The 19,960-nt window shown below is 61.9% G+C and carries 24 protein-coding genes and 5 pseudogenes; 17 read left to right on the top strand and 12 right to left on the bottom strand.

From position 1 onward, the window contains the following. Nucleotides 1-378: 378 nt before the first annotated feature. On the top strand, nucleotides 379-1,698 hold the full coding sequence (locus AC0L3A_RS05055; RefSeq protein ID WP_473253746.1) for a TAXI family TRAP transporter solute-binding subunit: 1,320 nt from the start codon (nucleotides 379-381) through the stop codon (nucleotides 1,696-1,698). Nucleotides 1,699-1,792: 94 nt separating this feature from the next. Then, on the top strand, nucleotides 1,793-2,542 hold the full coding sequence (locus AC0L3A_RS05050) for a bestrophin-like domain (protein WP_473253745.1): 750 nt from the start codon (nucleotides 1,793-1,795) through the stop codon (nucleotides 2,540-2,542). A 21-nt stretch (nucleotides 2,543-2,563) separates the two neighbouring features. Here the strand turns inward: AC0L3A_RS05050 and AC0L3A_RS05045 are convergent. After that, nucleotides 2,564-2,677, bottom strand: a pseudogene (locus AC0L3A_RS05045) (non-homologous end joining protein Ku); the annotation flags it as partial. A 29-nt stretch (nucleotides 2,678-2,706) separates the two neighbouring features. Between AC0L3A_RS05045 and AC0L3A_RS05040 the strand changes: the two are divergent. Next, the gene (locus AC0L3A_RS05040) at nucleotides 2,707-3,189 is read left to right on the top strand and encodes a YihY/virulence factor BrkB family protein (RefSeq protein WP_473253744.1); all 483 of its coding nucleotides are present in this window, start codon (nucleotides 2,707-2,709) and stop codon (nucleotides 3,187-3,189) included. Here the strand turns inward: AC0L3A_RS05040 and AC0L3A_RS05035 are convergent. Further along, nucleotides 3,173-4,615 (bottom strand): DUF1254 domain-containing protein, encoded by a 1,443-nt coding sequence (locus AC0L3A_RS05035; RefSeq protein WP_473253743.1) that lies wholly within the window; start codon nucleotides 4,613-4,615, stop codon nucleotides 3,173-3,175. The two genes, AC0L3A_RS05040 and AC0L3A_RS05035, sit on opposite strands and share 17 nt — an antisense overlap. A 206-nt stretch (nucleotides 4,616-4,821) precedes the next feature. Here AC0L3A_RS05035 and AC0L3A_RS05030 point away from each other — a divergent pair, with 206 nt between their 5' ends. Further along, entirely contained in the window at nucleotides 4,822-4,974 is a 153-nt protein-coding gene (locus tag AC0L3A_RS05030) for a hypothetical protein (protein ID WP_473253742.1), read from the top strand. Between the two features lie 70 nt (nucleotides 4,975-5,044). Here the strand turns inward: AC0L3A_RS05030 and AC0L3A_RS05025 are convergent, their stop codons facing one another. Beyond that, nucleotides 5,045-5,260 carry a hypothetical protein gene (locus AC0L3A_RS05025; RefSeq protein ID WP_219685060.1) on the bottom strand — a complete coding sequence of 72 codons (216 nt, stop codon included), beginning with the start codon at nucleotides 5,258-5,260 and terminating at the stop codon, nucleotides 5,045-5,047. A gap of 117 nt (nucleotides 5,261-5,377) precedes the next feature. On the opposite strand from AC0L3A_RS05025, the gene AC0L3A_RS05020 reads away from it, so the two are divergent. After that, nucleotides 5,378-5,707 carry a DUF2934 domain-containing protein gene (locus AC0L3A_RS05020; protein ID WP_473253741.1) on the top strand — a complete coding sequence of 110 codons (330 nt, stop codon included), beginning with the start codon at nucleotides 5,378-5,380 and terminating at the stop codon, nucleotides 5,705-5,707. 32 nt (nucleotides 5,708-5,739) lie between these two features. On the opposite strand, the gene AC0L3A_RS05015 is transcribed toward AC0L3A_RS05020, so the two are convergent. Both AC0L3A_RS05015 and AC0L3A_RS05010 read right to left on the bottom strand, forming a co-directional pair. Then, nucleotides 5,740-5,946 carry a hypothetical protein gene (locus AC0L3A_RS05015; RefSeq protein ID WP_473253740.1) on the bottom strand — a complete coding sequence of 69 codons (207 nt, stop codon included), beginning with the start codon at nucleotides 5,944-5,946 and terminating at the stop codon, nucleotides 5,740-5,742. Nucleotides 5,947-5,966: 20 nt separating this feature from the next. After that, nucleotides 5,967-6,439, bottom strand: a pseudogene (locus tag AC0L3A_RS05010) (Ku protein). A gap of 147 nt (nucleotides 6,440-6,586) precedes the next feature. Between AC0L3A_RS05010 and AC0L3A_RS05005 the strand changes: the two are divergent. The 7 genes and pseudogenes from AC0L3A_RS05005 (at nucleotide 6,587) to AC0L3A_RS04975 (ending at nucleotide 11,063) form a co-directional block, all read left to right on the top strand. Then, nucleotides 6,587-6,995 (top strand): annotated as a pseudogene (locus AC0L3A_RS05005) (hypothetical protein). A gap of 10 nt (nucleotides 6,996-7,005) precedes the next feature. After that, nucleotides 7,006-7,455 carry a hypothetical protein gene (locus AC0L3A_RS05000; RefSeq protein ID WP_473253739.1) on the top strand — a complete coding sequence of 150 codons (450 nt, stop codon included), beginning with the start codon at nucleotides 7,006-7,008 and terminating at the stop codon, nucleotides 7,453-7,455. Nucleotides 7,456-7,458: 3 nt separating this feature from the next. Beyond that, entirely contained in the window at nucleotides 7,459-8,181 is a 723-nt protein-coding gene (locus AC0L3A_RS04995; RefSeq protein ID WP_473253738.1) for an SOS response-associated peptidase, read from the top strand. 126 nt (nucleotides 8,182-8,307) lie between these two features. Further along, nucleotides 8,308-8,574, top strand: a complete 267-nt coding sequence (locus tag AC0L3A_RS04990) for a hypothetical protein (protein WP_456652999.1) — start codon at nucleotides 8,308-8,310, stop codon at nucleotides 8,572-8,574. An 88-nt stretch (nucleotides 8,575-8,662) separates the two neighbouring features. Further along, the gene (locus AC0L3A_RS04985; RefSeq protein WP_473253737.1) at nucleotides 8,663-9,025 is read left to right on the top strand and encodes a response regulator; all 363 of its coding nucleotides are present in this window, start codon (nucleotides 8,663-8,665) and stop codon (nucleotides 9,023-9,025) included. A gap of 119 nt (nucleotides 9,026-9,144) precedes the next feature. Then, the gene (locus tag AC0L3A_RS04980; protein WP_473253736.1) at nucleotides 9,145-9,936 is read left to right on the top strand and encodes an alpha/beta fold hydrolase; all 792 of its coding nucleotides are present in this window, start codon (nucleotides 9,145-9,147) and stop codon (nucleotides 9,934-9,936) included. Next, the gene (locus tag AC0L3A_RS04975; protein ID WP_473253735.1) at nucleotides 9,936-11,063 is read left to right on the top strand and encodes a PAS domain-containing sensor histidine kinase; all 1,128 of its coding nucleotides are present in this window, start codon (nucleotides 9,936-9,938) and stop codon (nucleotides 11,061-11,063) included. The genes AC0L3A_RS04980 and AC0L3A_RS04975 overlap by 1 nt, the downstream gene beginning before the upstream one ends. A 107-nt stretch (nucleotides 11,064-11,170) precedes the next feature. On the opposite strand, the gene AC0L3A_RS04970 is transcribed toward AC0L3A_RS04975, so the two are convergent. Both AC0L3A_RS04970 and ku read right to left on the bottom strand, forming a co-directional pair. Beyond that, the gene (locus tag AC0L3A_RS04970; protein ID WP_473253734.1) at nucleotides 11,171-11,377 is read right to left on the bottom strand and encodes a hypothetical protein; all 207 of its coding nucleotides are present in this window, start codon (nucleotides 11,375-11,377) and stop codon (nucleotides 11,171-11,173) included. Nucleotides 11,378-11,397: 20 nt separating this feature from the next. After that, entirely contained in the window at nucleotides 11,398-12,327 is a 930-nt protein-coding gene (gene ku / locus AC0L3A_RS04965) for a non-homologous end joining protein Ku (RefSeq protein ID WP_473253733.1), read from the bottom strand. A gap of 217 nt (nucleotides 12,328-12,544) precedes the next feature. Between ku and AC0L3A_RS04960 the strand changes: the two genes are divergently transcribed. Then, nucleotides 12,545-12,703 (top strand): hypothetical protein, encoded by a 159-nt coding sequence (locus AC0L3A_RS04960; RefSeq protein WP_473253732.1) that lies wholly within the window; start codon nucleotides 12,545-12,547, stop codon nucleotides 12,701-12,703. Nucleotides 12,704-12,714: 11 nt separating this feature from the next. Here the strand turns inward: AC0L3A_RS04960 and AC0L3A_RS04955 are convergent, their stop codons facing one another. Both AC0L3A_RS04955 and AC0L3A_RS04950 read right to left on the bottom strand, forming a co-directional pair. Beyond that, complete coding sequence (locus AC0L3A_RS04955) at nucleotides 12,715-12,897, bottom strand: hypothetical protein (RefSeq protein ID WP_473253731.1); 183 nt, start codon at nucleotides 12,895-12,897, stop codon at nucleotides 12,715-12,717. 487 nt (nucleotides 12,898-13,384) lie between these two features. Then, complete coding sequence (locus AC0L3A_RS04950; protein WP_473253730.1) at nucleotides 13,385-13,510, bottom strand: hypothetical protein; 126 nt, start codon at nucleotides 13,508-13,510, stop codon at nucleotides 13,385-13,387. Nucleotides 13,511-13,601: 91 nt separating this feature from the next. On the opposite strand from AC0L3A_RS04950, the pseudogene AC0L3A_RS04945 reads away from it, so the two are divergent. Beyond that, nucleotides 13,602-14,150 (top strand): annotated as a pseudogene (locus tag AC0L3A_RS04945) (SOS response-associated peptidase family protein); the annotation flags it as partial. A 211-nt stretch (nucleotides 14,151-14,361) separates the two neighbouring features. Beyond that, nucleotides 14,362-15,981: a response regulator gene (locus tag AC0L3A_RS04940; RefSeq protein ID WP_473253729.1), complete on the top strand. Its 1,620-nt coding sequence runs from the start codon at nucleotides 14,362-14,364 to the stop codon at nucleotides 15,979-15,981. 28 nt (nucleotides 15,982-16,009) lie between these two features. On the opposite strand, the gene AC0L3A_RS04935 is transcribed toward AC0L3A_RS04940, so the two are convergent. Beyond that, nucleotides 16,010-17,020, bottom strand: a complete 1,011-nt coding sequence (locus AC0L3A_RS04935) for an ion channel (protein WP_473253728.1) — start codon at nucleotides 17,018-17,020, stop codon at nucleotides 16,010-16,012. A 187-nt stretch (nucleotides 17,021-17,207) separates the two neighbouring features. Continuing rightward, on the bottom strand, nucleotides 17,208-18,188 hold the full coding sequence (locus AC0L3A_RS04930; protein ID WP_473253727.1) for a catalase family peroxidase: 981 nt from the start codon (nucleotides 18,186-18,188) through the stop codon (nucleotides 17,208-17,210). 252 nt (nucleotides 18,189-18,440) lie between these two features. Between AC0L3A_RS04930 and AC0L3A_RS04925 the strand changes: the two genes are divergently transcribed. After that, complete coding sequence (locus AC0L3A_RS04925) at nucleotides 18,441-18,962, top strand: hypothetical protein (protein ID WP_456653499.1); 522 nt, start codon at nucleotides 18,441-18,443, stop codon at nucleotides 18,960-18,962. Between the two features lies 1 nt (nucleotide 18,963). Further along, entirely contained in the window at nucleotides 18,964-19,134 is a 171-nt protein-coding gene (locus tag AC0L3A_RS04920; RefSeq protein WP_456653498.1) for a hypothetical protein, read from the top strand. A 237-nt stretch (nucleotides 19,135-19,371) separates the two neighbouring features. Here the strand turns inward: AC0L3A_RS04920 and AC0L3A_RS04915 are convergent. Further along, nucleotides 19,372-19,848 (bottom strand): annotated as a pseudogene (locus tag AC0L3A_RS04915) (DUF427 domain-containing protein); the annotation flags it as partial. Between the last annotated feature and the right edge of the window lie 112 nt (nucleotides 19,849-19,960).

The following is a 19,960-nucleotide window of genomic DNA, read 5'->3' as shown; positions in this document are numbered from 1 at the left end:
TCTCGGACGCAACATCCGATCAAACCTCTGCCGTTTTTGGCATAGCTAACCATCGCAACCCGCGGTAGTGTTCCACGCATTCGGTTCGAGGCTTAAAAACGGAGACGATATAATGAAGCTCCTTCTTAGCCGCCTTGCAGTCACTGCGGTCAGCGCCGCGCTGACCTTGCCACAATTGGCCCCGCACAGACCGCCCCGCCAATGCTCGTCAATTGGTCAGATGAGGCAATACCCTTCGCGACGCATTCTCGCGCCGACTTGGGCATAGCCGGCATCGGCCGACAGTTCTGATCCATAGTGCGGTGCGTTTGAGCAGGGGCCGCTGCAATCAAGGCGATTCAGCGATGTCCATCGGACGACGTGTCTGGAGTGGCGAGGATGTCGAGGAAATTACCGCTCTGGCTTCGCTTCTTCGCGCTTGTCGGAGTAGTGATCGTTGCGACAGGCGCAGGTCTCCTCGCCTATCGGTACTACGCTCGCCCGGTCACGCTGACCGTGGCGGTCGGGTCGATCGACGGCGAGGCAGCCAAGGCAATGTCGGCGATGGCGAGCGAACTCGTTTCGACGAACGCGCCGGTCCGGCTCAAGGTCATCGACAGCGGCACAGCGCTTGAGGCCGCTGCCGCGTTCTCCGCGGGTAAGGTCGATCTGGCCGTGGTTCGCGGCGATGTCGGCGATTTGTCGCACGCGCAAGCCGTCGTCGTCGTCAGCCATATGGTCGTACTGGTCATCGCGCCGCCGGGATCGGCCATCGACAGCATTGAAAACCTCAAAGGACGCGCGATCGGCGTGGTCGGTGGGGTGGCGAACGCCAAAATTGTCGATGTGCTGACCAAAGAATATGATTTGGCAAACGCAAAAGTTGTGTTCAAGAATGTTGCTTTGGCGGACGTCCGGCAGGCCATTCAGTCAAAACAGGTCAGTGCCCTGCTGGTCGTGATTCCGCTCGCCGAAAAATACCTCTCACTCGTTCGCGGATTCTTTCAGCTCGACCATAAAAAGGTCCCGGTATTGATCCCGATCGATTCAGCGGGAGCAATTGCAGAGACTGAACGCGCCTTCGAAAGCTTCGACGTGCCGAAGGGCACGCTGCGGGGATCGCCACCGGTCCCGGAAGATGATCTGACGACCTTGAGGACGTCGTTGTACTTGGTTGCGCAAAATAAGCTCGGCACCGATCTGGTGACCAGACTCACGCAGGCGATCATGAGCGCGCGCAGGAATCTTCTGCGCGAGCAGCCGATTTTCGCGCAGATCACCGCGCCCAGCACCGACCAGGATGCCTACCTTCCGCTCCACCCCGGTGCGGCCGCTGTCTACAACAGCACCACGCAGAGCTTCATGGATGAATACGGCAACTGGATCTATCTGACGCCGATGGTGTTGGGCGGCGCCGCCACTATGCTGGCGGCGGCGTGGAAATTCCTGGGGCTCGGTAGCCCCGCACCTGAAGGCCCGCTCGACTCTCTCTACGCCCTGGCACGTCGGATTCGGAAAGTCGATACAGAGGCTGAGCTTTCGGATATCGAAGAAGAAATCGACGGCATTCTAAGAGCGGAGCGCGCCAAATCCGCTGGTGGAGACGAGCGCGCCGTGGATGATGCCACATTGAACGTTGCAGCGCACCGGCTGGAGGGCTTGATCCACGACCGACGAGCCCTGCTCGCGAAGAGGCCCGCAGTTGCTTCGGCGGCCTAGGCGACGCCGCAACGTCGCGGCATGCCGTGGCACGGCGATTGCGGGAACGCAAAATGGACGGAGTGACCCCGCTGCCTCGCGACACTGGTGAATCATGAATGCAATCGCGTTATCGGGCATCACGTTTGTATGCATCGCGGGCGGCGCCCTGTTCGGTATGTTCCTTCCTGGGCATCACCTGAGCACCGATGAGAAGGATGTGGTCAGGCTGGGCACCGGCCTCATCGGGACGATAGCCGCGCTTGTCCTCGGCCTGCTGATTGGCTCGGCGAAGGGCTCCTACGACACGCAGAGCACTCAAGTGACGCATATGACAAGCAGCGTGGTAGTGCTGGACAATCTGCTGGCGCAGTACGGACCGGAGACGAACGACGTACGCCGTCTGTTACGGCGCAGCGTCGCTGTTTTGGCCGATCGAATGTGGCGCGAGAATAGTTCCGAGGCGGCCAAGGGGACCCCTTTCGAGGCGAGCGCCGCAAGCGAGGCATTCTTCACCAAGCTGCAGCAGCTTTCGCCGCAGAACGATGCCCAGCGCTCCGTGCAGGCCAGGGCCGTACAGATCGCCACCGACATTGCGCAAAGCCGCCTGCTGCTGTTCGAACAAACGAGCAATTCGATCCCCATGCCGTTCCTGGTGGTGCTGATTTTCTGGCTCACCATAATCTTTGGAAGCCTCGGCCTGTTTGCCAAACCCAGCACAACCGTTTTCTGCGCGCTGTTCGTTTTTGCACTGTCGGCCGCGGGAGCGATCTACCTGGTCTTGGAGCTTGGTCAGCCATTTGCGGGTTTGATGCAAATTTCCGATGCGCCACTGCGCAACGCTCTCACGCCGCTCAGCCCCTAGGCCATTCGCATGATCGAGGTTGTTGAGCTGATTGAACGAGATCTTCTCGTTCTCCGAGGTGGCCGGATGGAGCGCGACGGGACAGGTGACGAGCGAGAGACGCAAAATTCGTTTCCAGTTCGCGCGGGGGACCATGGGTACGCAGCGCTCCGCTCGGCGGCATCGTGTTTGTGATAATGGCGCTGGGGTCCATTGTCGCGGTGCCCATCATCTTGGGCTATGTCGGTCTGAGTGGCGCAGGCGACCTGCTGCTCCGGATCGGACGGTGGCCAGCGATGTTTCTGATCCTGACGCTCGCGCTCGCAGTGATCTATCGCTATGGGCTCAGCCGGGAGACGGCGCGCTGGCGGTGGGTCGCCTGGGGCAGTGCGATCGCCGCCCTACTCTGGATCGCAGTTTCCGGCGCCTTCTCCTGGTACCCGGCGAATTTCGGCAAGTTCAACGAAACCTACGGCTCGCTCGGCGCTATCATCGGCTTCACGACCTGGCTGTGGATCTCGGCCATCGTCGTTCTGCGCGGCGCGGAGATCGATGCGGAGATGCACCCGCGCTCCTCTGGAGCCGACCGGCTTCGAGGGGCCGGTCGTGGTGGTGGATCGCAACGCAACCGAGTGTGTCGGCCTGCGCCTGCTACGAGACCCGCTTGACGCCGGGCGGCTGCCACGTCCCTGCGCCCGCCGGAAGGATCGAAGGCGGCGTTGGCTTCGGCCAGTACAGGCGCATGACAAGATAGATTCTGTCATCCGGCGCTGGAAGCCAATTTGCTGCCGCATCTGCGCCGGGGCTATCCTTTTGGATGTATAGCGTCACCGAGCCGTCTGCGTCCTTCTTCATCGCCGTCAGCATCGGAGAGTTGATGAGGTAGCGATTGATCGGGTTCTTGACCAAGAACTGGCTCTTGCCATCGTACATCGTAACCGACCAAAACGCATTGACCGGCGGTAACTGGCCGGGCGCAAAGGTGATGGTGTACTTGTGCTTGCTGCCGTCGAGCGCCTCCCCGGTCGCGTCCGTTCGCGTATAGGGGTACATGGCTTCCACCGCATCGTTGCCATAGAGACCGCCCTTGGCAGCCCCGGCCCGCATCACCCAATCACCGTTGTAGAAGGTCTCGTCGCCAAAAAACGAACCGACGTTCCAGCCGTTGATGTTTTTGTTCCCACCAGCCAGCCATTTGTCGACCTTGTCGTCACCCTGCTTCATGCCCACGAGGATTTCGGCCTTGTGTTCGAGGGATAGATCCTTGAAGGCGAAGGTCTTGCCGGGACCGACGCCAAGCCTTGCAAGTTTCGCACGGATCGCCTTGTCCCTCGCTGTCTCGGGGACGAATTGAAGGGCTGCATCGAGATATTGGAAGAAGTTATCTTTGATGCCGGCCGTGCTGGCAGGAAGAAACTCAATCTTGGGCGCCGCCGGCGGGGCGGGTTGTTTACTGAAGGCAGAAAGCGGCTCCGCCCTGTAGCCGGACTGAACTTTCTCGACGTTCGACATGTCGCCGGGATTGAAGAGCTGAGTGCGAAAAATCGCAAGCGTGAACGGCGTGGTCGATCGGAACACCTGCTTGATTCTGCTGGGCGTTTCACCCTTCCAGTCGGGGCCGACCACCAGATAGTCGCCCGGCTCGCTCCCCGTGGCGCGGGCGCCGATGTAGCCGAAATTGTAGGTGTTACCGTCTATCAACTGGACCGAGTAATAGCGCTCCTTCTCGATCGTCGGCACCGAGACGACTATTGGTTCAGCCCGCAAATCCAGCCAGAGCAACGAGTAAGGGGTGTCGCTGTTCGGCGTGATGACGGCGGTGTCCTCCGGGGTAGCGACGTGGTGCTCGTTGTTGATCTGGTTGAACGGTGCCTTGAACTGCCCCGAGTTCTTGTTCACGGCAAATTCTTGCATGACCGCATAATTCATCACGAGCGGTAAGCCGTAGATGAAGCCTTCCTCGGCTATGTCCTTGGCCTCGATTAGGTTCGGCCATTCGGCCTTATTCTGCCCAAACGCCGGGGCGGACCTCGCCGTGGTGACCGCGAGCGCTGTCATCGAAGCAGAGCGAAGCAGGTCTCGTTTCGTAAGCATCTGAACAACTCCTGCCGGTCGCACTTATGATCGGAGCGCGCTTAGGTAGCAGGAGGACGTTAGCACCAACCAGGATGCTTCGCTATGCGGAAACGGCAATCAAAACCCACCCGCCGCGTCGGCAGAATCACGCCCGCCGCCGATCACGCCGGGATGGTTGCGCAAAAACGAATGTCATGTGTATGCAAACGAAATAGGATCAGAAAATGCTTTATTTCATATATGCGCGCGACGGTGCGTGCCGGATCATATTGAGACGAGAGACGCGGGCTGCGACCGAAAAGAAGGCTGCCGAACTCCGCGACATGGGTTGCTCCGAGGTCGAGATCATCGAGAAGCCCGAAGAAAAAGCTGCCTGAGCGCTCTCGTCGGGCCGCAGCGGGTCATGTTCGCAGATGGTAGACAAGCTGCGGCGTCTGAAGAGGCGCTCTAGGCTGACTTAGGCGCATTCCTCAAATGAATGAGAGCTCGACGACCCGCAGAGGTGAGGTCAGTGAGGGTGATCTTCCCCTCCAGTGCGGTTTGGATCAGTTCCTCGGCGACGTATCTGCGGCTTTCGTGATCGCCGCCGTTCGGCAATTCCCGACAGACCTCTTCCAGGACCACGTCCATGTTCGCTTGAACTCGTTCCGGAAACTCGCCCATGCCCTTCGCTCCTTGGAGGAAAAAACGGCGGAAAGCTAAGCACTTTTCTGCGGCGGGTACAGCGGAGGATCGCGGCGAGGTTAAAGGGCGTTTGTGCAGAAGTGAACGGACGCGTTGATGGTTCGCGAACAATTGCACGCGGCGGGAATCGTCTTGGGCGAGGAGAACGGAGCGCCGCGACGGATGAAAGGAAAAAACTCGAGCATCAGATCGCACTGGCTATCCGCACTGCCGCGTCCACAAGGGATGATGGTACCGCGAGCAGGCTGCAGCAATTCGCAGACCAGCTCAGGCGCGCGCTATTCCCGTCCGCTTCCCGGCGCTCCAGATACCGCACGCGCCTATCAGCTTTGGGAGCAGGCCGGACGCCCATCCGGACGGGACGTGGAGTTCTGGCTGCAAGCCGAGCGGGAGATCAGCCGCCCGGACCCCGAAAGCCAGGACTAGGGCATACCGTCCTGCAGGCCCTCCGCTGCGAGTCAGCGGCGGCGGGCAAACCACATTCCGAGCACGAACGCGAGGGCCAGGGATTGCAGCGGCGCCTCGACGGTCGCCTTGCGGAGGCGATCCGCCCAAACCATGGCAGCATCCTCCCGCGGTTGCGGGCGTGTCGTTTCTGCCGGCTGCTCGCGCTTGTTCACTACCCCGGAGGCTTCCGTCATCGCCGAGGCTTCCTTGATGTCCATGCGCCTCTCCCAATCTGTCGTCAGGCGGACTTCCGTTGCGGCTTGGCCGCGGGCTTCTTGGCTGCGGCCTCCTTTGGCGGCTTCTTCCCAGCGATCGGCATCAGCATTTCCTTCTGGCCTGCCGATGCCTTCTTCGGCTTCTTGGCGGACTTTTTTGCCGCCTTGGCCGGCGCGGCCTCCTGACCAACGCTCCGCCGCAGCGTTCGTCGATCTCGATGGTGCGGGTGGATTCCAGCGCGATCTCCTCGAGCTCCTCCTTGGAGACTTCGATGTACTGGCCCTTCTCGAGCTCATAGCCCTTCACGATGTCCTCGTTGGCCACCTCCTCACCGGTGTCGGCGTCGACCTTGAGGTACTTGATCCGATGGCCGGTCTGACGGTTGAGCTGGGTGAACGAGATCTTCTCGCTTTCCGACGTCGCCGGGTAGAGCGCGACCGGACAAGTGACGAGGGACAGTCGGAGGAAGCCTTTCCAGTTCGCGCGAGGGGCCATGGGTAGCAACGCTCCAGCTACGGGGACTCGGACTCAAGACGAACGGCGCGGCCCGGTTCCGACACCGAGCCGGCGGCGCGCATCATTTCCCCAGTTTCCGACTTGGGCTGACTCGACATTTATGTTCCTGATATGTTCTAATTGCTTATGGCCGATCGACCCGCGAGCTGGCGCATGCCGACACTCAAGCAGATGGAAAAGATGGCCCCTGACGTCGGCAGAAAGGCCCCGCCGGTACGCGGGTTGGCCCCGAACGAGGATATGTCGCCGGAATACTGGCAGGCCCTACTGGAGGACCCTCGCGCGGAAGCGCTCAGGCCGGGCCCGGGCCCTTCCGGACGCCTGCTGCATCTGAGGCAGATACCCGGCCACCTTCTCAGGGTCGGCTGCCGGCTGCGGCAGGACCGTCGAGATTCAAAAGGCGGACGCCACCCGGCTCTACGGTCCCGAGGCGGTCTGGAGGGATGTCGGTCAGCGGCTGCTCGACAACACCTGCAGCATCCGGACCGGGCGCCATGAGGAAGACGGCTGCTGGCCCACCTTCGACCTGGCCTAGGCGCCGCTCGATGGCGCCGAAGTATCACCCGACGCCCCTTTCCGGAGGCGACCGCAAGGCCCTCAACAAGGAGCTCGGCAAGTCGCGGGCGATGGCCAACATCTTGGCTGCGCAGTCGACCGAGATGCGAGCCAAGGCCGAGATCATGCTGCAGCAGGCCGACAGGTTGCTATGCGAAAGCTGGAACGAGCGGATGTGGTCGGACGGCGAGCCGATCGATCCCTCACCTACGATCGAACAGGCGATCAACGCGGGCTTTCCGTGGCTGGAAATCCGTTGCCCGCGATGCAAGACGCCGAGCGATGTCGACCTGGCCGCGATGAAGCATGTGCCGACCACGTTCATCCACGATCTGGCGAGTCGCCTGCGCTGCCGCAAATGCGCGACAGCGGGGCGGCGACCCGCAGCGACTCTGCTACAACTCGCCACCCAGCCGCGTCATTCCCGAACCGATCCCTGAACAATGTGCAATCTCTACTCGATCACGACCAACCAGGCCGCCATCAGCGAGCTGTTCCGGGTGGTCAACCGCTACGTCGGCAACCTGGCGCCCATGCCAGGCGTGTTTCCGGACTACAAGGCGCCGATCATCCGGACCGGCGCCGAGGGCCGCGAGCTCGCCACCGCACGGTGGGGCATGCCGTCCTCGTCAAAGGCGCTGATGGACGCCACCAAGAAGCGCGCCGAGAAGCTGCAAGCGAAGGGCAAGACCGTCGATTTCAAGGAATTGCTCCGGATGGAGCCGGACGGCGGCACAACCAACATCCGCAAAGTGAAGTCCAAGCACTGGAGGCGCTGGCTTGGTCCGGAAAACCGCTGCGTGGTACCGTTCAACTCGTTCAGCGAGTTCAACAAGGCCGAAGGCGGTGACATCTGGTTCGCCCTCGATGAAAGCCGGCCCCTCGCCTGCTTTGCCGGTATATGGACCAACTGGACGTCCGTCCGGAAGGTTAAGGAAGGCGAGACCACCAACGACGTCTACGCGTTCCTGACGACGGAGCCGAACGCCGAGGTCGGCGCCATCCACCCGAAGGCGATGCCGGTGATCCTGACGACGCCTGAAGAGGTCGAGACCTGGATGACCGCGCCTCCCGACCAGGCGCTTAAGCTCCAGCGGCCCCTCCCGGACGGGGCGCTCCGGATCGTCGCCCGCGGCGTGAAGGAAGATCCGGCGCCGGCCGCGTAGGTTCTGCACAGCCCTGCGGAACAGGTGGACAAGCCGGAGCCTCTGCATTTCGGAATCCCTGACCCGTGCTAACCGCCAGGAACGAGCCGGCGGCCCCAAGGATTCGTCTCGGCAGGAGCTATCGCGATGCTGATGACAAGGGAAAAACCACGGACGATCCGCACGTTGCGCGGCTGGGCTATCCACGTGCTGCAGGAGGCCGGTGCCATCCATGAATGCGAGGAGCACGGCTGGGCAAAAGACCGCGCCGATCCCCATGCGCGGGACCACGCGCTGAATATCGCCAGGCAGCAGCCACCTGACGGCTTGTCCCCGGACCAGGCTGTCGTGGAAGTCCGCGAAGTGCTGGATTCGATCGGCGATACCTGCCCGGAGTGCCAGCCCGAGGAGTAGCCGTTCGACCAAGAACGGCAGCAGCGGAACCTCCCCGTACCTCAGACGTTCGAAACTGATTGCGAATCAAAGTCTTGAGGGTCGTCCGGTGCGCATACTTGTAGTCGAGGACGATCCGCTCGTTCGGGAATTCGTAGTCGAGGCGCTGCGGGACGAAGGCTGGAACGTAATCGAGGCCGGAGAAGGCGAGGAGGCACTGTCACTGTGCCGAACGAAACATCCGGACGTTCTCGTCACCGACATCAAGCTGCCCGGACATATCGACGGTTGGCAGATCGCGGAGCGGTGCCGAGAGCGCGATCCAGGGCTCCCCGTGATCTACGTGACCGGCTTTTCGCCGGTCGAGGCCAGGCCGGTCCCGGATAGTTTGACCCTCCACAAACCGTACCACCCGGACCGCATCGTCGAGGCCATCAGGACGATGGGCAAGGAAAGGCCGAGCTTCGCTTGAAAGCGGAGACATCCGCCTCGTCCTCGGGTACTCCGGCCGGTCCAGGAAGAGATCGGTTGGCGAGCCACTCGGCGGCGACTACGATGACAAAAACCTCCCGAAAAAAGAAGAGGCTACCGATGCCGGGCGTGATCGAACGAAACAATGTCCACGTCCGGGGAGCCGGCAGCAAGGGGATGATGTTCGCTCACGGCTTCGGCTGCGACCAGAACATGTGGCGGTTCGTGGCGCCCGCTTTCGAGAAGGACTTCAAGACGGTCGTGTTCGACCACGTGGGCGCCGGCGGCTCCGATCTGGCGGCGTACGACCGGAGCAAGTATTCCAGCCTGGGCGGGTACGCGGACGACGTGGTGGAAATCGGCCGCGAGCTAGATCTCCAGGACGCCGTCTTCGTCGGTCATTCGGTCAGCAGCATGATCGGGGTGCTCGCCGCTCAGAAGGCGCCCGGCATGTTCGGCAAGCTGGTGCTCATTGGCCCCTCCGCCCGTTACATCGACGACGAAGGCTATGTGGGCGGGTTCAGCGCAAAGCAGATCGAGGAGCTCCTTCAGTTTCTGGAATCCAACCATATGGGCTGGTCCGCGCAGATGGCCCCGGCGATCATGGGCAACTCGGAGCGCCCAGAGCTTGGAGCCGAGCTCACCAACAGCTTCTGCCGAACGGATCCCGAGATCGCAAAGGCATTCGCCCGCGTGACCTTCACCTCCGACAACCGCAAGGATCTGCCAAGCGTCAGCGTGCCGACGCTGGTTCTGCAGTGTAGCGAGGACATCATCGCATCCCAGGAAGTCGGCGATTACGTGAACCGCAGCATTCCAAAAAGCCGGATGATCGTTCTGAAGGCGACCGGGCATTGTCCCAACCTCAGCGCGCCGGCCGAAGTCGTCGATGCGATGCGGACCTTTGTCTAGTGGACGACTCCGCTCCCGATTTCCAGGATCTGATCGAGAATGCACCCTGCGGCTACATCACCGTGCAGGCGAACGGCCGCGTCGATCAGGTGAACCGGACCTTCCTGGAGTGGAGCGGGCATTCCGGGGAGCAGATGATTGGCAAGCGCTTCAGCGATTTCCTGACGGTCCCGGGCCGCATCTACTATGAGACGCACATCATGCCCCTCCTGCGGATGCAGGGCTCCTTCCACGAATTCGCCATCGACATGCTCGCTGCGGACGATACCCCGCTGCAGATGATCGCGAACGCGAACGAGCGCCGCGATCCGGACGGGAAGCTGCTGCTGGTACGTCTTGCGCTGATCAAGGCGACGGATCGGCGGCGCTACGAACTGGAGCTTCTGGCCGCCCGCGAGCTGGCGGTCACCGCCGAGAAGGCGACCAAGGAAGTGCTGCGCCTCGAGCATCAGAGCTCTGAGTTGCGCGAGCAGTTCATCGCCGTGCTCGGCCACGACCTTCGCAATCCGCTCGCATCCATCAGCGCCGGCGCGCGCATCCTCGACCGGACCGCGCAGAGCGAAAAAGAGCACCAGATCATCGCAATGATGCAGACCACGATCATGCGGATGGCTGCGATGATCGACAACGTGCTCGACTTCGCGCGCGGCCGGCTGGGCGGCGGTATCGCTCTGGAAACAGATGCCGACAAGCCGCTCGAACCGGTCCTGACGCAGGTCGTCGATGAGCTTCGACTGGCCTCCGCAGGGCGGGAAATCCAAACCGACTTCAAGATAGATCGGCCGGTACCATGCGATCGCACCCGAATCGGCCAGCTCCTGTCCAACCTTCTGGGTAATGCTCTGACTCACGGAGCGGCAAACAAGCCCGTCGTCGTTCATGCCGCTACGGCCGGGGCCACGTTCGAGCTTTGGGTCTCCAATGTAGGAGAGCCTATCGCGCCCGACACGATGGATAAGCTGTTCGAGCCGTTTTTTCGCGGGAAGGCGCGTGCGAGCCGCCAAGGACTGGGTTTGGGTCTCTACATCGCATCCCAAATCGCCAAGGCGCATGCAGGAACTCTGACCGTGACCTCATCGCCCGAGGAGACCCGATTCCTGTTCTCGATGCCGCTAGAGCCCGCCTGAGAACTGCTCGAAACCGCGGCGGATCGGCGGGGGTTGCCCTTCCTTCGGGGCGCAGTCGCTCGAAAGATCGTTAGGAGATGCTACCAGCCGGCGGGCACCGCTCTCGGTCACCGACGGCGGCTAAACCACATTCCGAGCACGAAGGCGACGGCCAGCGATTGGAGCGGCGCCTCGACGGTGGCCTTGCGGAGGCGATCCGCCCAAACGGCGGCGGCGTCTTGAATCGATCGCGGCCGGCGCTCTTCTGCGGCCTGCTCCTGCTCGTTCACCAGCCCGGAGGCTTCCGTCATCGCCGAGGCTTCCTTGATATCCATGCCGCTCTCCTAATTTTGGGTCAGGCGGACCTTCGCTGCGGCTTGCCCGCGGACTTCTTTGCCGCTGCTTCCTTCGCCGGCTTCTTGCCCGCGATCGGCATCAGCATCTCCTTCTGACCGGCCGCCGCCTTCTTCGCTTTCTTGGTCGGCTTCTTCGAAGACTTGCTCTCCGCCGCCGCGCCGCCGACGCTCTTGCGCAGCGCGTCCATCAAATCGACGACGTTCTCGCCTTTCGGACGATCCTTCGGCACGATGCGCTTGCCGGCGCGCTTCTGGTTGATGAGTTCGACCAGCGCCGTTTCGTACTGGTCCTCGAACTTGTCGGGCTCGAAGGAGCCGGATTTCTGATCGACGATGTGCCTGGCCAGGTCGAGCATGTCCTTGGTGACTTTGACGTCCTCGATCTCGTCGAAATATTCCTTGGGATCGCGGACTTCGTACGGGTAGCGCAGGAGCGTCCCCATTAGCCCCTTGTCCAGCGGCTCGAGCGCGATGATGTGCTCGCGGTTGGTCAGCACCAGCCGCCCAATCGCGACCTTGTCCATCTCACGGATGGTCTCGCGGATCACCGCAAAGGCGTCGTGGCCGACCTTGCCGTCCGGACGCAGATAGTAGGGGCGGATCAGGTAGCGCGGATCGATGTCGCTGCGGTCGACGAACTCGTCGATCTCGATGGTCCGGGTGGATTCCAGGGCGACGTTCTCGAGCTCCTCCTTGGTGACCTCGATGAAGGTGTCGGTGTCCACCTTGTAGCCCTTCACGATGTCCTCGTTCGGGACCTCCTCGCCGGTGTCCGCGTCGACCTTCAGGTACTTGATCCGGTGACCAGTCGCCCGGTTCAGCTGGTTGAAGCTGATCTTCTCGGACTCGGAGGTGGCGGGGTACAGCGCAACCGGGCAGGTGACGAGCGAGAGCCTCAGAAAGCCTTTCCAATTGGCGCGGGGGGCCATGATACGCGGAACTCCGTTGTGTTGGCTCCGATTCAAGACGAATGCGGGTGCTTGGTTCCGACACCGCAGGCCCCGTCCACCGCATCATTTCTTGATCGTCCGAGGACACGCCCAAGTCGATGACCGACGGACCAGCGGAGCGCTACCGGACCTGAGAGCTGGTTCACACTCGGCTAGACCGTTACCGGCTATGCTGCCGCTTTCTCCGAGGAGACCGATGATGGCCGGACTGGTGAAGGCGCTCTCACGCTCGACGGGGATGAATGTCGAGGCCGAGGATCTGAAAACCATCCTGATCTTTTGCGGACTCGGGCTTTTGCTGTCGCTCGCGGCCGCCATAACCGACGGTCTGAACATTACGGCGGACCTATTCTAACCGGCGCGCCGTCACTTCGCCGGCGGCCTGAGCGGGCTCTCCGCCCACCTGCGGGCGGCAGGATCGTGCAACGGATCGTCGTCGCAGGTCTTGCAGACGTAGCGCTCCCGTCCGGGATCAGTCTGTTCGGGCGCGAGCTTCATCGGTTGCCCGCACACCGGGCACGGCTTCCGGATCGCATGCAGCGTCGACATTGGATTTCGCCGCCTCGTCGAAATCTACTGCCGCCCGCCGCGCGAAGACAAGATATCTCGGAAGAAATGCGTCGGGCGCCACCACCTGGTGCCGCCTGGAAGAACCTAAGCAGTCCTTCGGCACTTCTTGACACCTTCAGCCGCCCACTGAGGCGGCCTTAATTCGTTATTGAAGCGCGGTTGCTTCAACTAGGGGCTCGCAATCCTGAACTCAGCCATTTCTGAATGTTGACTGCGTTCTCACTCAGTTGAGCCGCTTTTAACAAGGCTTCCCGTTTGGGGCCCGGAGGTGCTGATTCTGCCCGAGTGCGAGCGGCGCTCGCCAATTGAGTAAGGCGTTCCGTTAGGGAGGGGAGGATCTTGACCATAAATGGCTCCGCGAACTGGCGGGAGCACGGGGCTCTCAGTCACCGTTAGAGGCCGTGATGGGCCGGTGATAATCGGAACCCTATTCTCTATATGTCCGCCCGTCGATTCAAAAAGGGCCTTAGTTCATCTTGCGGCGGAGCTTCTCGGCAATCGCCCGCTGGTCGTCAACGTCTTGGACGACCTTCCGGGCTTCATTGTCCCGGGAGGGTTTGGGCGGCGGTTTTGGCTTCTCGTCCTCGCTCATGCCTAGAGCCAAATCAAAATGGGCCACTGCTGAATCAACTTACGCCACTGACGATGGAAACAGGCCAGTACCCAGGCCCTTTACGACGATCATGCCCTCGTCGTCGAAGGCGCTGATGGACGCTACCAAGAAGCGGGCCCAATAGCTGCAAGCGAAGGGCAAGACGGTCGACTTCAAGGAATTGCTCCGGATGGAGCCGGACGGCGGAACCACCAACATCCGAAACGTGAAGAGCAAACATTGGACGCGCTGGCTCGGCGTCGAGAACCGATGCGTGGTGCCGTTCAACAGCTTCAGCGAATTCAACAAGGCCGAGGGCGGCGACATCTGGTTCGCGCTCGACGAGACCAGGCCGCTCGCCTGCTTCGCCGGCATCTGGACCAACTGGACGTCGGTCCGGAAGGTCAAGGAGGGCGAGACCACCAACGACCTCTACGCGTTCCTGACGACGGAGCCGAACGCCGAGGTCGGCGCCATCCACCCGAAAGCGATGCCCGTGATCCTGACCACGCCAGATGAGGTCGAGACCTGGATGACGGCGCCGGCGGACGAAGCCCTGAAGCTGCAGCGGCCGCTACCTGACGGGGCGCTGCGAATCGTCGCCCGCGGCGTCAAGGAAGACTCGACTCCTGCTGCCTAAAATCCCTTTCGTAATCCGAACGCGGTGGCTGTGCAGCCTCGGAACCAAACGGATTCGAAAGCATTGTGAAGGGTTGCATTTCGAACCCAATCCTTACGCGGATCGCTCGGCGATCGGGGCAATTATGGGGACCTCCTCAGACACAGCGGTTTTTCCGGTGGGCAGCCGAATCGGGGCCCTGCTGAGTGGGTTCGATTGGTCTGGATCGCCCTTGGGCAAGCCGCAGATTTGGTCGGCCGATCTCAAGACTACAGCGTCCCTACTGCTTCGGGCGGAAGCTCAGATCGTGCTGTTCTGGGGTCCGGAGTTCGTGGCTCTGTACAACGACGCCTACGCTCCCACGATAGGCGACAAGCACCCCCGCGCGCTGGGACGACCGGCCAGAGAGAGCTGGAGCGAGCTGTGGGACGATCTGGAGCCGCTGTTGCGCGGCGTACGGGAGACCGGTCGGACATTTTCGGCCAAGGATCGGCCGTTCTACATCGAGCGGCACGGGTTCGGCGAAACCGTCTATTTCGACGTCTCCTACTCGGCCGTTCCGGAGGGAGATGGCGGCGTCGGAGGCGTGCTGTGCATCGTCTCGGAGACGACCGAGCGCGTGCGGGCCGAGGCGGCACTCCGGGAGAGCGAAGCTCGCCTGCGCCAGTTGAACGAGACGCTCGAGCAGCGCATCATGGAGCGGAGCCGCGAACTCGAGCGCGCCCATGTCGCGCTGCGCCAGGCGCAGAAAATGGAGGCTGTCGGCCGGCTGACGGGCGGGATAGCTCACGACTTCAACAACCTTCTCCAAGGCATCACCGGCAGCCTTGATCTGATCCGCCGCAAGCCAGACGATGCAGGCCGCGTAAGCCGATGGGCGGATGCGGGACTGAAGGCGGCCGACCGCGGCGCGCGCCTTGCCGGACAGCTTCTCGCGTTCTCCCGCACCCAAAAGTTGGATATCGCATCGATCGACATCTCGAGCGCGCTCACCGGCTTCGCTGACATGCTCCGCAGGACCATCGGACCGTCGATCGACCTGCGCATGGATCTCGACGCCGACGGCGTCTTCGCCGAGGGAGATCAGACGCAGCTCGAACTGGCCGTGCTCAATCTCGCCCTGAACGCGCGTGATGCCATGCCGGGCGGAGGCCAACTCGTGATCGGCGCCCGCCCGTGGCGCCTCACGGGTGATCCCGAACTACAGGATGGCGACTATGTGGAGCTGTCGGTGAAGGATTCGGGAACCGGAATGAGCGCAGAGGTCGCGGAGCGTGCCTTCGAACCGTTCTTCACGACGAAGGACGTCGGTAAAGGCACGGGCCTCGGCCTCAGTCAGGTCTATGGCACGCTTCAACAATCCGGAGGCGCTGTGAGGATCGAGAGTGCGCCAGGTACCGGAACTACTGTGCGGCTCTACCTGCGCAGGACGGAGATCCAGCCGCGGCGAGCCGAGGAGCACTCCGTCGAGACCAAGCGGGCGGCTGCGGCCACGGTGCTGATCGTCGATGACGATCCCGACGTGCGAGCCTTCCTGACAGATTCATTGGAGAGCCTGGGTTACGCCTCCATTGTCGCGGAGGACGGTTCCTCGGCGCTGAGGGCTCTCCAAGAAACCCCTGCGGCGGCGATGATACTGGATTTCGCGATGCCTGGCATGAATGGCGCGGAAGTTGCGAAGAGGGCCAGACGGACCCTTCCCGATCTGCCAGTCATCTTCGCCAGCGGCTACTCGGAAACTGCGGCGCTCAGCCCGGTGCAGGAAAGCAAACATTCGCGTATGCTGCACAAGCCCTTCAAGGTTCAGGAACTGCAGTCCGCTTTGGCAGAACTGCTGGCGGGCTCTGATTGAGCAGCGAAGCCGCCATGCCACATGGCGTTTACGGAAGTAGGGGTGAGGTGAGCGTGCCCAGATGTTCTGCCGCGGCGCGCACCCGACCAGCGTGCTTTCGCCGCCGATCCGCGAACTCCGCAGCGTCGACCGACGAACGCACCTCGTAGCCAGCCGCCGTCAAGCGAGCGCACACCCGCGGCACTGCCGCAGCACTGGTGTCGTCGGATTGTGGCTTGAGGCCGATCAGTCCATTCAGGTCGTCGATGAGGCGCAATCCTTCGCTTCGGAGCAGGATCGCCAGCGCTCGGCTCTCGCGGTCCTCGATCAGCAGTTCGAACATCAGTGCGAGGTCCAGCATGGCCCCGAGCGTTGCAGGCCAACCCGAGCCGACGCCAACCGATCGAAAGTAGATCAGGGATGGATGGGAAGCATGGCTCTGCAGGACGGTGGCGCACCAGTCCCGTCCTTTGTAAAGCACGCGCCTGATTTCCTCCGGAGACTCGAGGTCGGCGTAACGCTCCAGCAGTCCGAGAGCCGAGGGTGGCTGACCCGCAGCCGTCGTAAGTTTGAGAATTCCGGCATCGCGGCGGGAAATACCCTCTTGTACCTGGAGGAGGTAAGTAACAGCCATTGTCAGGACCGAGAGGCCCGAAAGGCCGGCCAGGATGAGGGCCCAGCGTGCCGGGCCATGGGCCTCGATGCCGCTCAGTCCCACCGTGCACAGCGCGCTTCCGACGATGAAAAGTGCCTCCTGGAAATCGGCTGGTGGAGAGAACCAGTCCCCCAACGCATGTGCGATCAGGCCGAAGCCCAGCCACAGAAGGATCATCCAGATGAGGAAGGAGCCCATGAGGATCGCCGGAGCGAAGCTGGTCGAGACTCCGCTCTTGCCACGTCGAGCCCACTTCCAAACCGGAAGCGCGACCGTGAGGAGTCGTCGCGCCACGCGTAGTGCACCGCGGCTCTCTCCCGGCACCACCACAGTGTCGAATACGTCTCGAAGCGCGAAGACGACGAGGACGACGCCTGCCGCAATCTCGATCGCGTGTACGAACATCGGCCACTAACAGACCTCTGCTCCGGTCGTTCCAATAGATCCGATCGGCGAGCGGAAGCCAGTCGGTACCGCCCTGGAAAGCACGCCAGTTCGGCCGCCGCGCTGCTGGTCAGCGTCGGCGGAAATTCCGAGTAGGTCGCGGCCAACCCACTTAGCATTCCGAGATGAACTGCTGACTAACCGACCGTCAAGGATTGCGCCGCGAGAACGAGATCGCGTAGGCGCCGTTGCGGACATCGACCATCGGATCGTCGGACTGCTCGATCCCGTCGGTGAGTTGGCCCGGCAGGAACAGGAGCTTCTTTTGCGCCTCCTCACTGTTCGCCACGGCTTTGTCGATCGTCAGCACGCCAAGCTCGACCAGCTTGCGATCATCAGGCCAGGGCTTCGATGGGTCCTTGGTGGAGTCGCCCTCGGCAGCGAGTTGCGCCTTGAACCGAAAGGTCACCGGCCCCTGCTTCAATCGTGAGGGCAGCTCCTCCATCAGGAAGTCCGGCGTCATCTTCGCAGCCTCCGCCTTGTCCAGGTGCACGAGCTTCTCGGGAATCATCTGGTAGCGGACGGCCTGTCGCTGACCACCTTTGTTGACGAACACAAACGCATTGATGCCGAAGTAGGCCTCGTTAGCAAAGCTGTTCGGCGTGGCGACCGTGGCGAAGGCAGCTGGGACAGTGGGGTGGCTTGCCACGAACTGCTCAAACTTCGTCGGCTTGGCCGCGTCGGGCGGGCTCTGTGCGATTGCGACGAGCAGGTCGCGAAATTCCTCGCTGGTCGCGACGGGAAAGAATTTCAGCGAATTGATCACGATGTCCGTGTCGCTGCCGTCGGGCAGGTGAAATTTCACCGAGATGCCATGCGGATTGGCGTCATCCGCTCCGTCGGGCAAATTTGGTACTCCCGTGGAGTCCGAGAACCGCACCGTCACCGGGATGTCGGTGCCGCCGAAATGCACCGCCTTGCTCAAGCCTGCGGCTTCTGGAGAGGCCCTAAACTTCCCCTCGGCCACGACGCCCTTGGCGTGATTGGCGCGGAATCCAGCGTGGACACCAAACACTTTGTTCATCTGGTCGACGATCTGCTCCTCGACCGGTGCGTCCTGCGCGCGGGTTACGGCGGGCAAAGCCAGGCCAAACGTAACCAGCGCGGCAACGAGGTTGCGGTTCATCATCAGCGGCGTCTCCTCGAGTGGGCTGATTGCAGCATAGCAGCATAGATTGTCGCGTGAGCGACTTTTGTGACCTTCACGACCAACGCCTGCCAGCGGCATGATTTTCGCTAAACCAAACGCGAGTGCTGATTGTGAAGGACGCCACAGCATCAATTTCGAGATCGGACTAGCATCACGCCGTTTGGAAACCCGCTTTTTTCATCCAGGCTGGACTTTCGTGCACACTTTTTCAGCAGACGCATTGGAAAAAACATGAAGACGTCAAATGCCCTTGAATTTTGCAGCCCCGGCGCTTCCACGCTGTCGTTCAGGACACTCTCGGCGGGCGAACTCCGGTCCCTTCTTGTCCCTTTCTTCAATAGCCTGACATTCGATCAACGGCGCGCACGCTTCGGATGCGGCATGTCGGACGACGCAATCGTGCGCTACTGCGGGGGTCTCGATGCTGACGAAGCAACTGTGATCGCCTGCATCGCGCGCGACGCGCTCGTCGCTGTGATTGAATTGCACCCGGCCCGGACCCTTGCCGGTTGCACGGAGCTGGGGTTCGCAAGCTCGGCGGCGGAAGATCGCCTCATGATCTATGGGCACCTCCTCCAGCTCGCAGCGTTTGCTGCGGGCCGACGAGGCTATCACACCTTTATGTGTCCGGAGTATCTCGTTGAGCAGGATGTGCTCGCTCTGTTGCGCGGAATGGGGCACGTGACTTTTCGTGGTGACATGTTATCCATTGATCTCGGCGAATATGTTCGGCTTCACACGCATGGAGCCTGACATGGAGCCCACCGACCAGGCGTTTTTGCTCATCGGGCTGGTGATCAGTCTCGGTGCGTGTCTCGTTGCGACTCTCCACGAGCTCGAAAAATGGCGCGAGCGACGAAGAGGGCGCGAAGACATTATCCGGGCTGCGATGAGGCTGGTGGTCGTGCCAAAAGACCGCGACTGAGACCTGGCCCTGCAGCGCCTGCTCTGCTTTCTCTGGGCATCTGCGGTCGGATATGGTCAAGAAGCAGCTTCAGCGCGACCCAGCCGGAAGCTCTGTCCAAGCCGCGACGTAGCCATCATCGAGGCAAGTCTCGAGAGTTGGCCGCGGCTCGCTCCCGGCGCAGGAGTGGACATAAACAGGCTGTGGCTCGTGGCCGCCGATGTCAGGCAGAGACGGGTAGACCGCAAATTTGCAGGAGCCCCGACTGCCTGAGCCGCCCTTGAAAGGGCCCTTGATCCCCGAGGTGATCCAGCCGCCGTAGAAGTCACCTTCTTGCGCCATGGCCTGCTCGTGGCCGACGAAGCAGGCCTCGACCCGAGATGGATAGAAGGCAAAATGGCCCGCAATCTCCTTGTATGGTTCGAGCGGGCGCGGATAAACCCAAGCCGCACGTACCGAGACCCGGTCGCCGACGCTGATCGTCCGATATTCCGCGACGCCCTTAAACTCACAAAGCGAATGACCGTCAGCGCGGCGCAACAGCGCGAGCGCGACATCTGTGGGAGGGAAGTAGTAAGTGGGAGGATGACTTGTCTCCAGCACGCGATGGCCGGATTGCGTGTCGGCGACGAGGACATTTTCAAAAATCACGATCAGGCGGTGCCGTAGCCTCTCCAGCCGTGGAGGCCGCGGGTAGTCCCAAACGGACTCAAAATCATCATTGGCCGGTAGCATTGCTCGATCCCACTGGGGTGGGGGGGCGCGCCGGGGCGGGCGGCCGGCCCCACCCCCCCCAGCCCCCCCCGAAAAGACGCGCCGACTAACAACGAGGGAACAAAGAGAACAT

It is taken from the genome of Bradyrhizobium sp. MI1.3, from assembly GCF_055811695.1.
This window is presented reverse-complemented; position numbering and strand designations above follow the sequence as displayed.

Excerpts from the sequence above, each read along its gene's own strand:
- AC0L3A_RS05055 (WP_473253746.1), top strand. The coding sequence starts at position 379 with ATGTCGAGGAAATTACCGCTCTGGCTTCGCTTCTTCGCGCTTGTCGGA.
- AC0L3A_RS05050 (WP_473253745.1), top strand. The coding sequence starts at position 1,793 with ATGAATGCAATCGCGTTATCGGGCATCACGTTTGTATGCATCGCGGGC.
- AC0L3A_RS05035 (WP_473253743.1), bottom strand. The coding sequence starts at position 4,615 with ATGCTTACGAAACGAGACCTGCTTCGCTCTGCTTCGATGACAGCGCTC.
- AC0L3A_RS05030 (WP_473253742.1), top strand. The coding sequence starts at position 4,822 with ATGCTTTATTTCATATATGCGCGCGACGGTGCGTGCCGGATCATATTG.
- AC0L3A_RS05025 (WP_219685060.1), bottom strand. The coding sequence starts at position 5,260 with ATGGGCGAGTTTCCGGAACGAGTTCAAGCGAACATGGACGTGGTCCTG.
- AC0L3A_RS05020 (WP_473253741.1), top strand. The coding sequence starts at position 5,378 with ATGGTTCGCGAACAATTGCACGCGGCGGGAATCGTCTTGGGCGAGGAG.
- AC0L3A_RS05015 (WP_473253740.1), bottom strand. The coding sequence starts at position 5,946 with ATGGACATCAAGGAAGCCTCGGCGATGACGGAAGCCTCCGGGGTAGTG.
- AC0L3A_RS05000 (WP_473253739.1), top strand. The coding sequence starts at position 7,006 with ATGGCGCCGAAGTATCACCCGACGCCCCTTTCCGGAGGCGACCGCAAG.
- AC0L3A_RS04995 (WP_473253738.1), top strand. The coding sequence starts at position 7,459 with ATGTGCAATCTCTACTCGATCACGACCAACCAGGCCGCCATCAGCGAG.
- AC0L3A_RS04990 (WP_456652999.1), top strand. The coding sequence starts at position 8,308 with ATGCTGATGACAAGGGAAAAACCACGGACGATCCGCACGTTGCGCGGC.
- AC0L3A_RS04980 (WP_473253736.1), top strand. The coding sequence starts at position 9,145 with ATGCCGGGCGTGATCGAACGAAACAATGTCCACGTCCGGGGAGCCGGC.
- AC0L3A_RS04970 (WP_473253734.1), bottom strand. The coding sequence starts at position 11,377 with ATGGATATCAAGGAAGCCTCGGCGATGACGGAAGCCTCCGGGCTGGTG.
- ku (WP_473253733.1), bottom strand. The coding sequence starts at position 12,327 with ATGGCCCCCCGCGCCAATTGGAAAGGCTTTCTGAGGCTCTCGCTCGTC.
- AC0L3A_RS04960 (WP_473253732.1), top strand. The coding sequence starts at position 12,545 with ATGATGGCCGGACTGGTGAAGGCGCTCTCACGCTCGACGGGGATGAAT.
- AC0L3A_RS04955 (WP_473253731.1), bottom strand. The coding sequence starts at position 12,897 with ATGTCGACGCTGCATGCGATCCGGAAGCCGTGCCCGGTGTGCGGGCAA.
- AC0L3A_RS04950 (WP_473253730.1), bottom strand. The coding sequence starts at position 13,510 with ATGAGCGAGGACGAGAAGCCAAAACCGCCGCCCAAACCCTCCCGGGAC.
- AC0L3A_RS04935 (WP_473253728.1), bottom strand. The coding sequence starts at position 17,020 with ATGTTCGTACACGCGATCGAGATTGCGGCAGGCGTCGTCCTCGTCGTC.
- AC0L3A_RS04930 (WP_473253727.1), bottom strand. The coding sequence starts at position 18,188 with ATGATGAACCGCAACCTCGTTGCCGCGCTGGTTACGTTTGGCCTGGCT.
- AC0L3A_RS04925 (WP_456653499.1), top strand. The coding sequence starts at position 18,441 with ATGAAGACGTCAAATGCCCTTGAATTTTGCAGCCCCGGCGCTTCCACG.
- AC0L3A_RS04920 (WP_456653498.1), top strand. The coding sequence starts at position 18,964 with ATGGAGCCCACCGACCAGGCGTTTTTGCTCATCGGGCTGGTGATCAGT.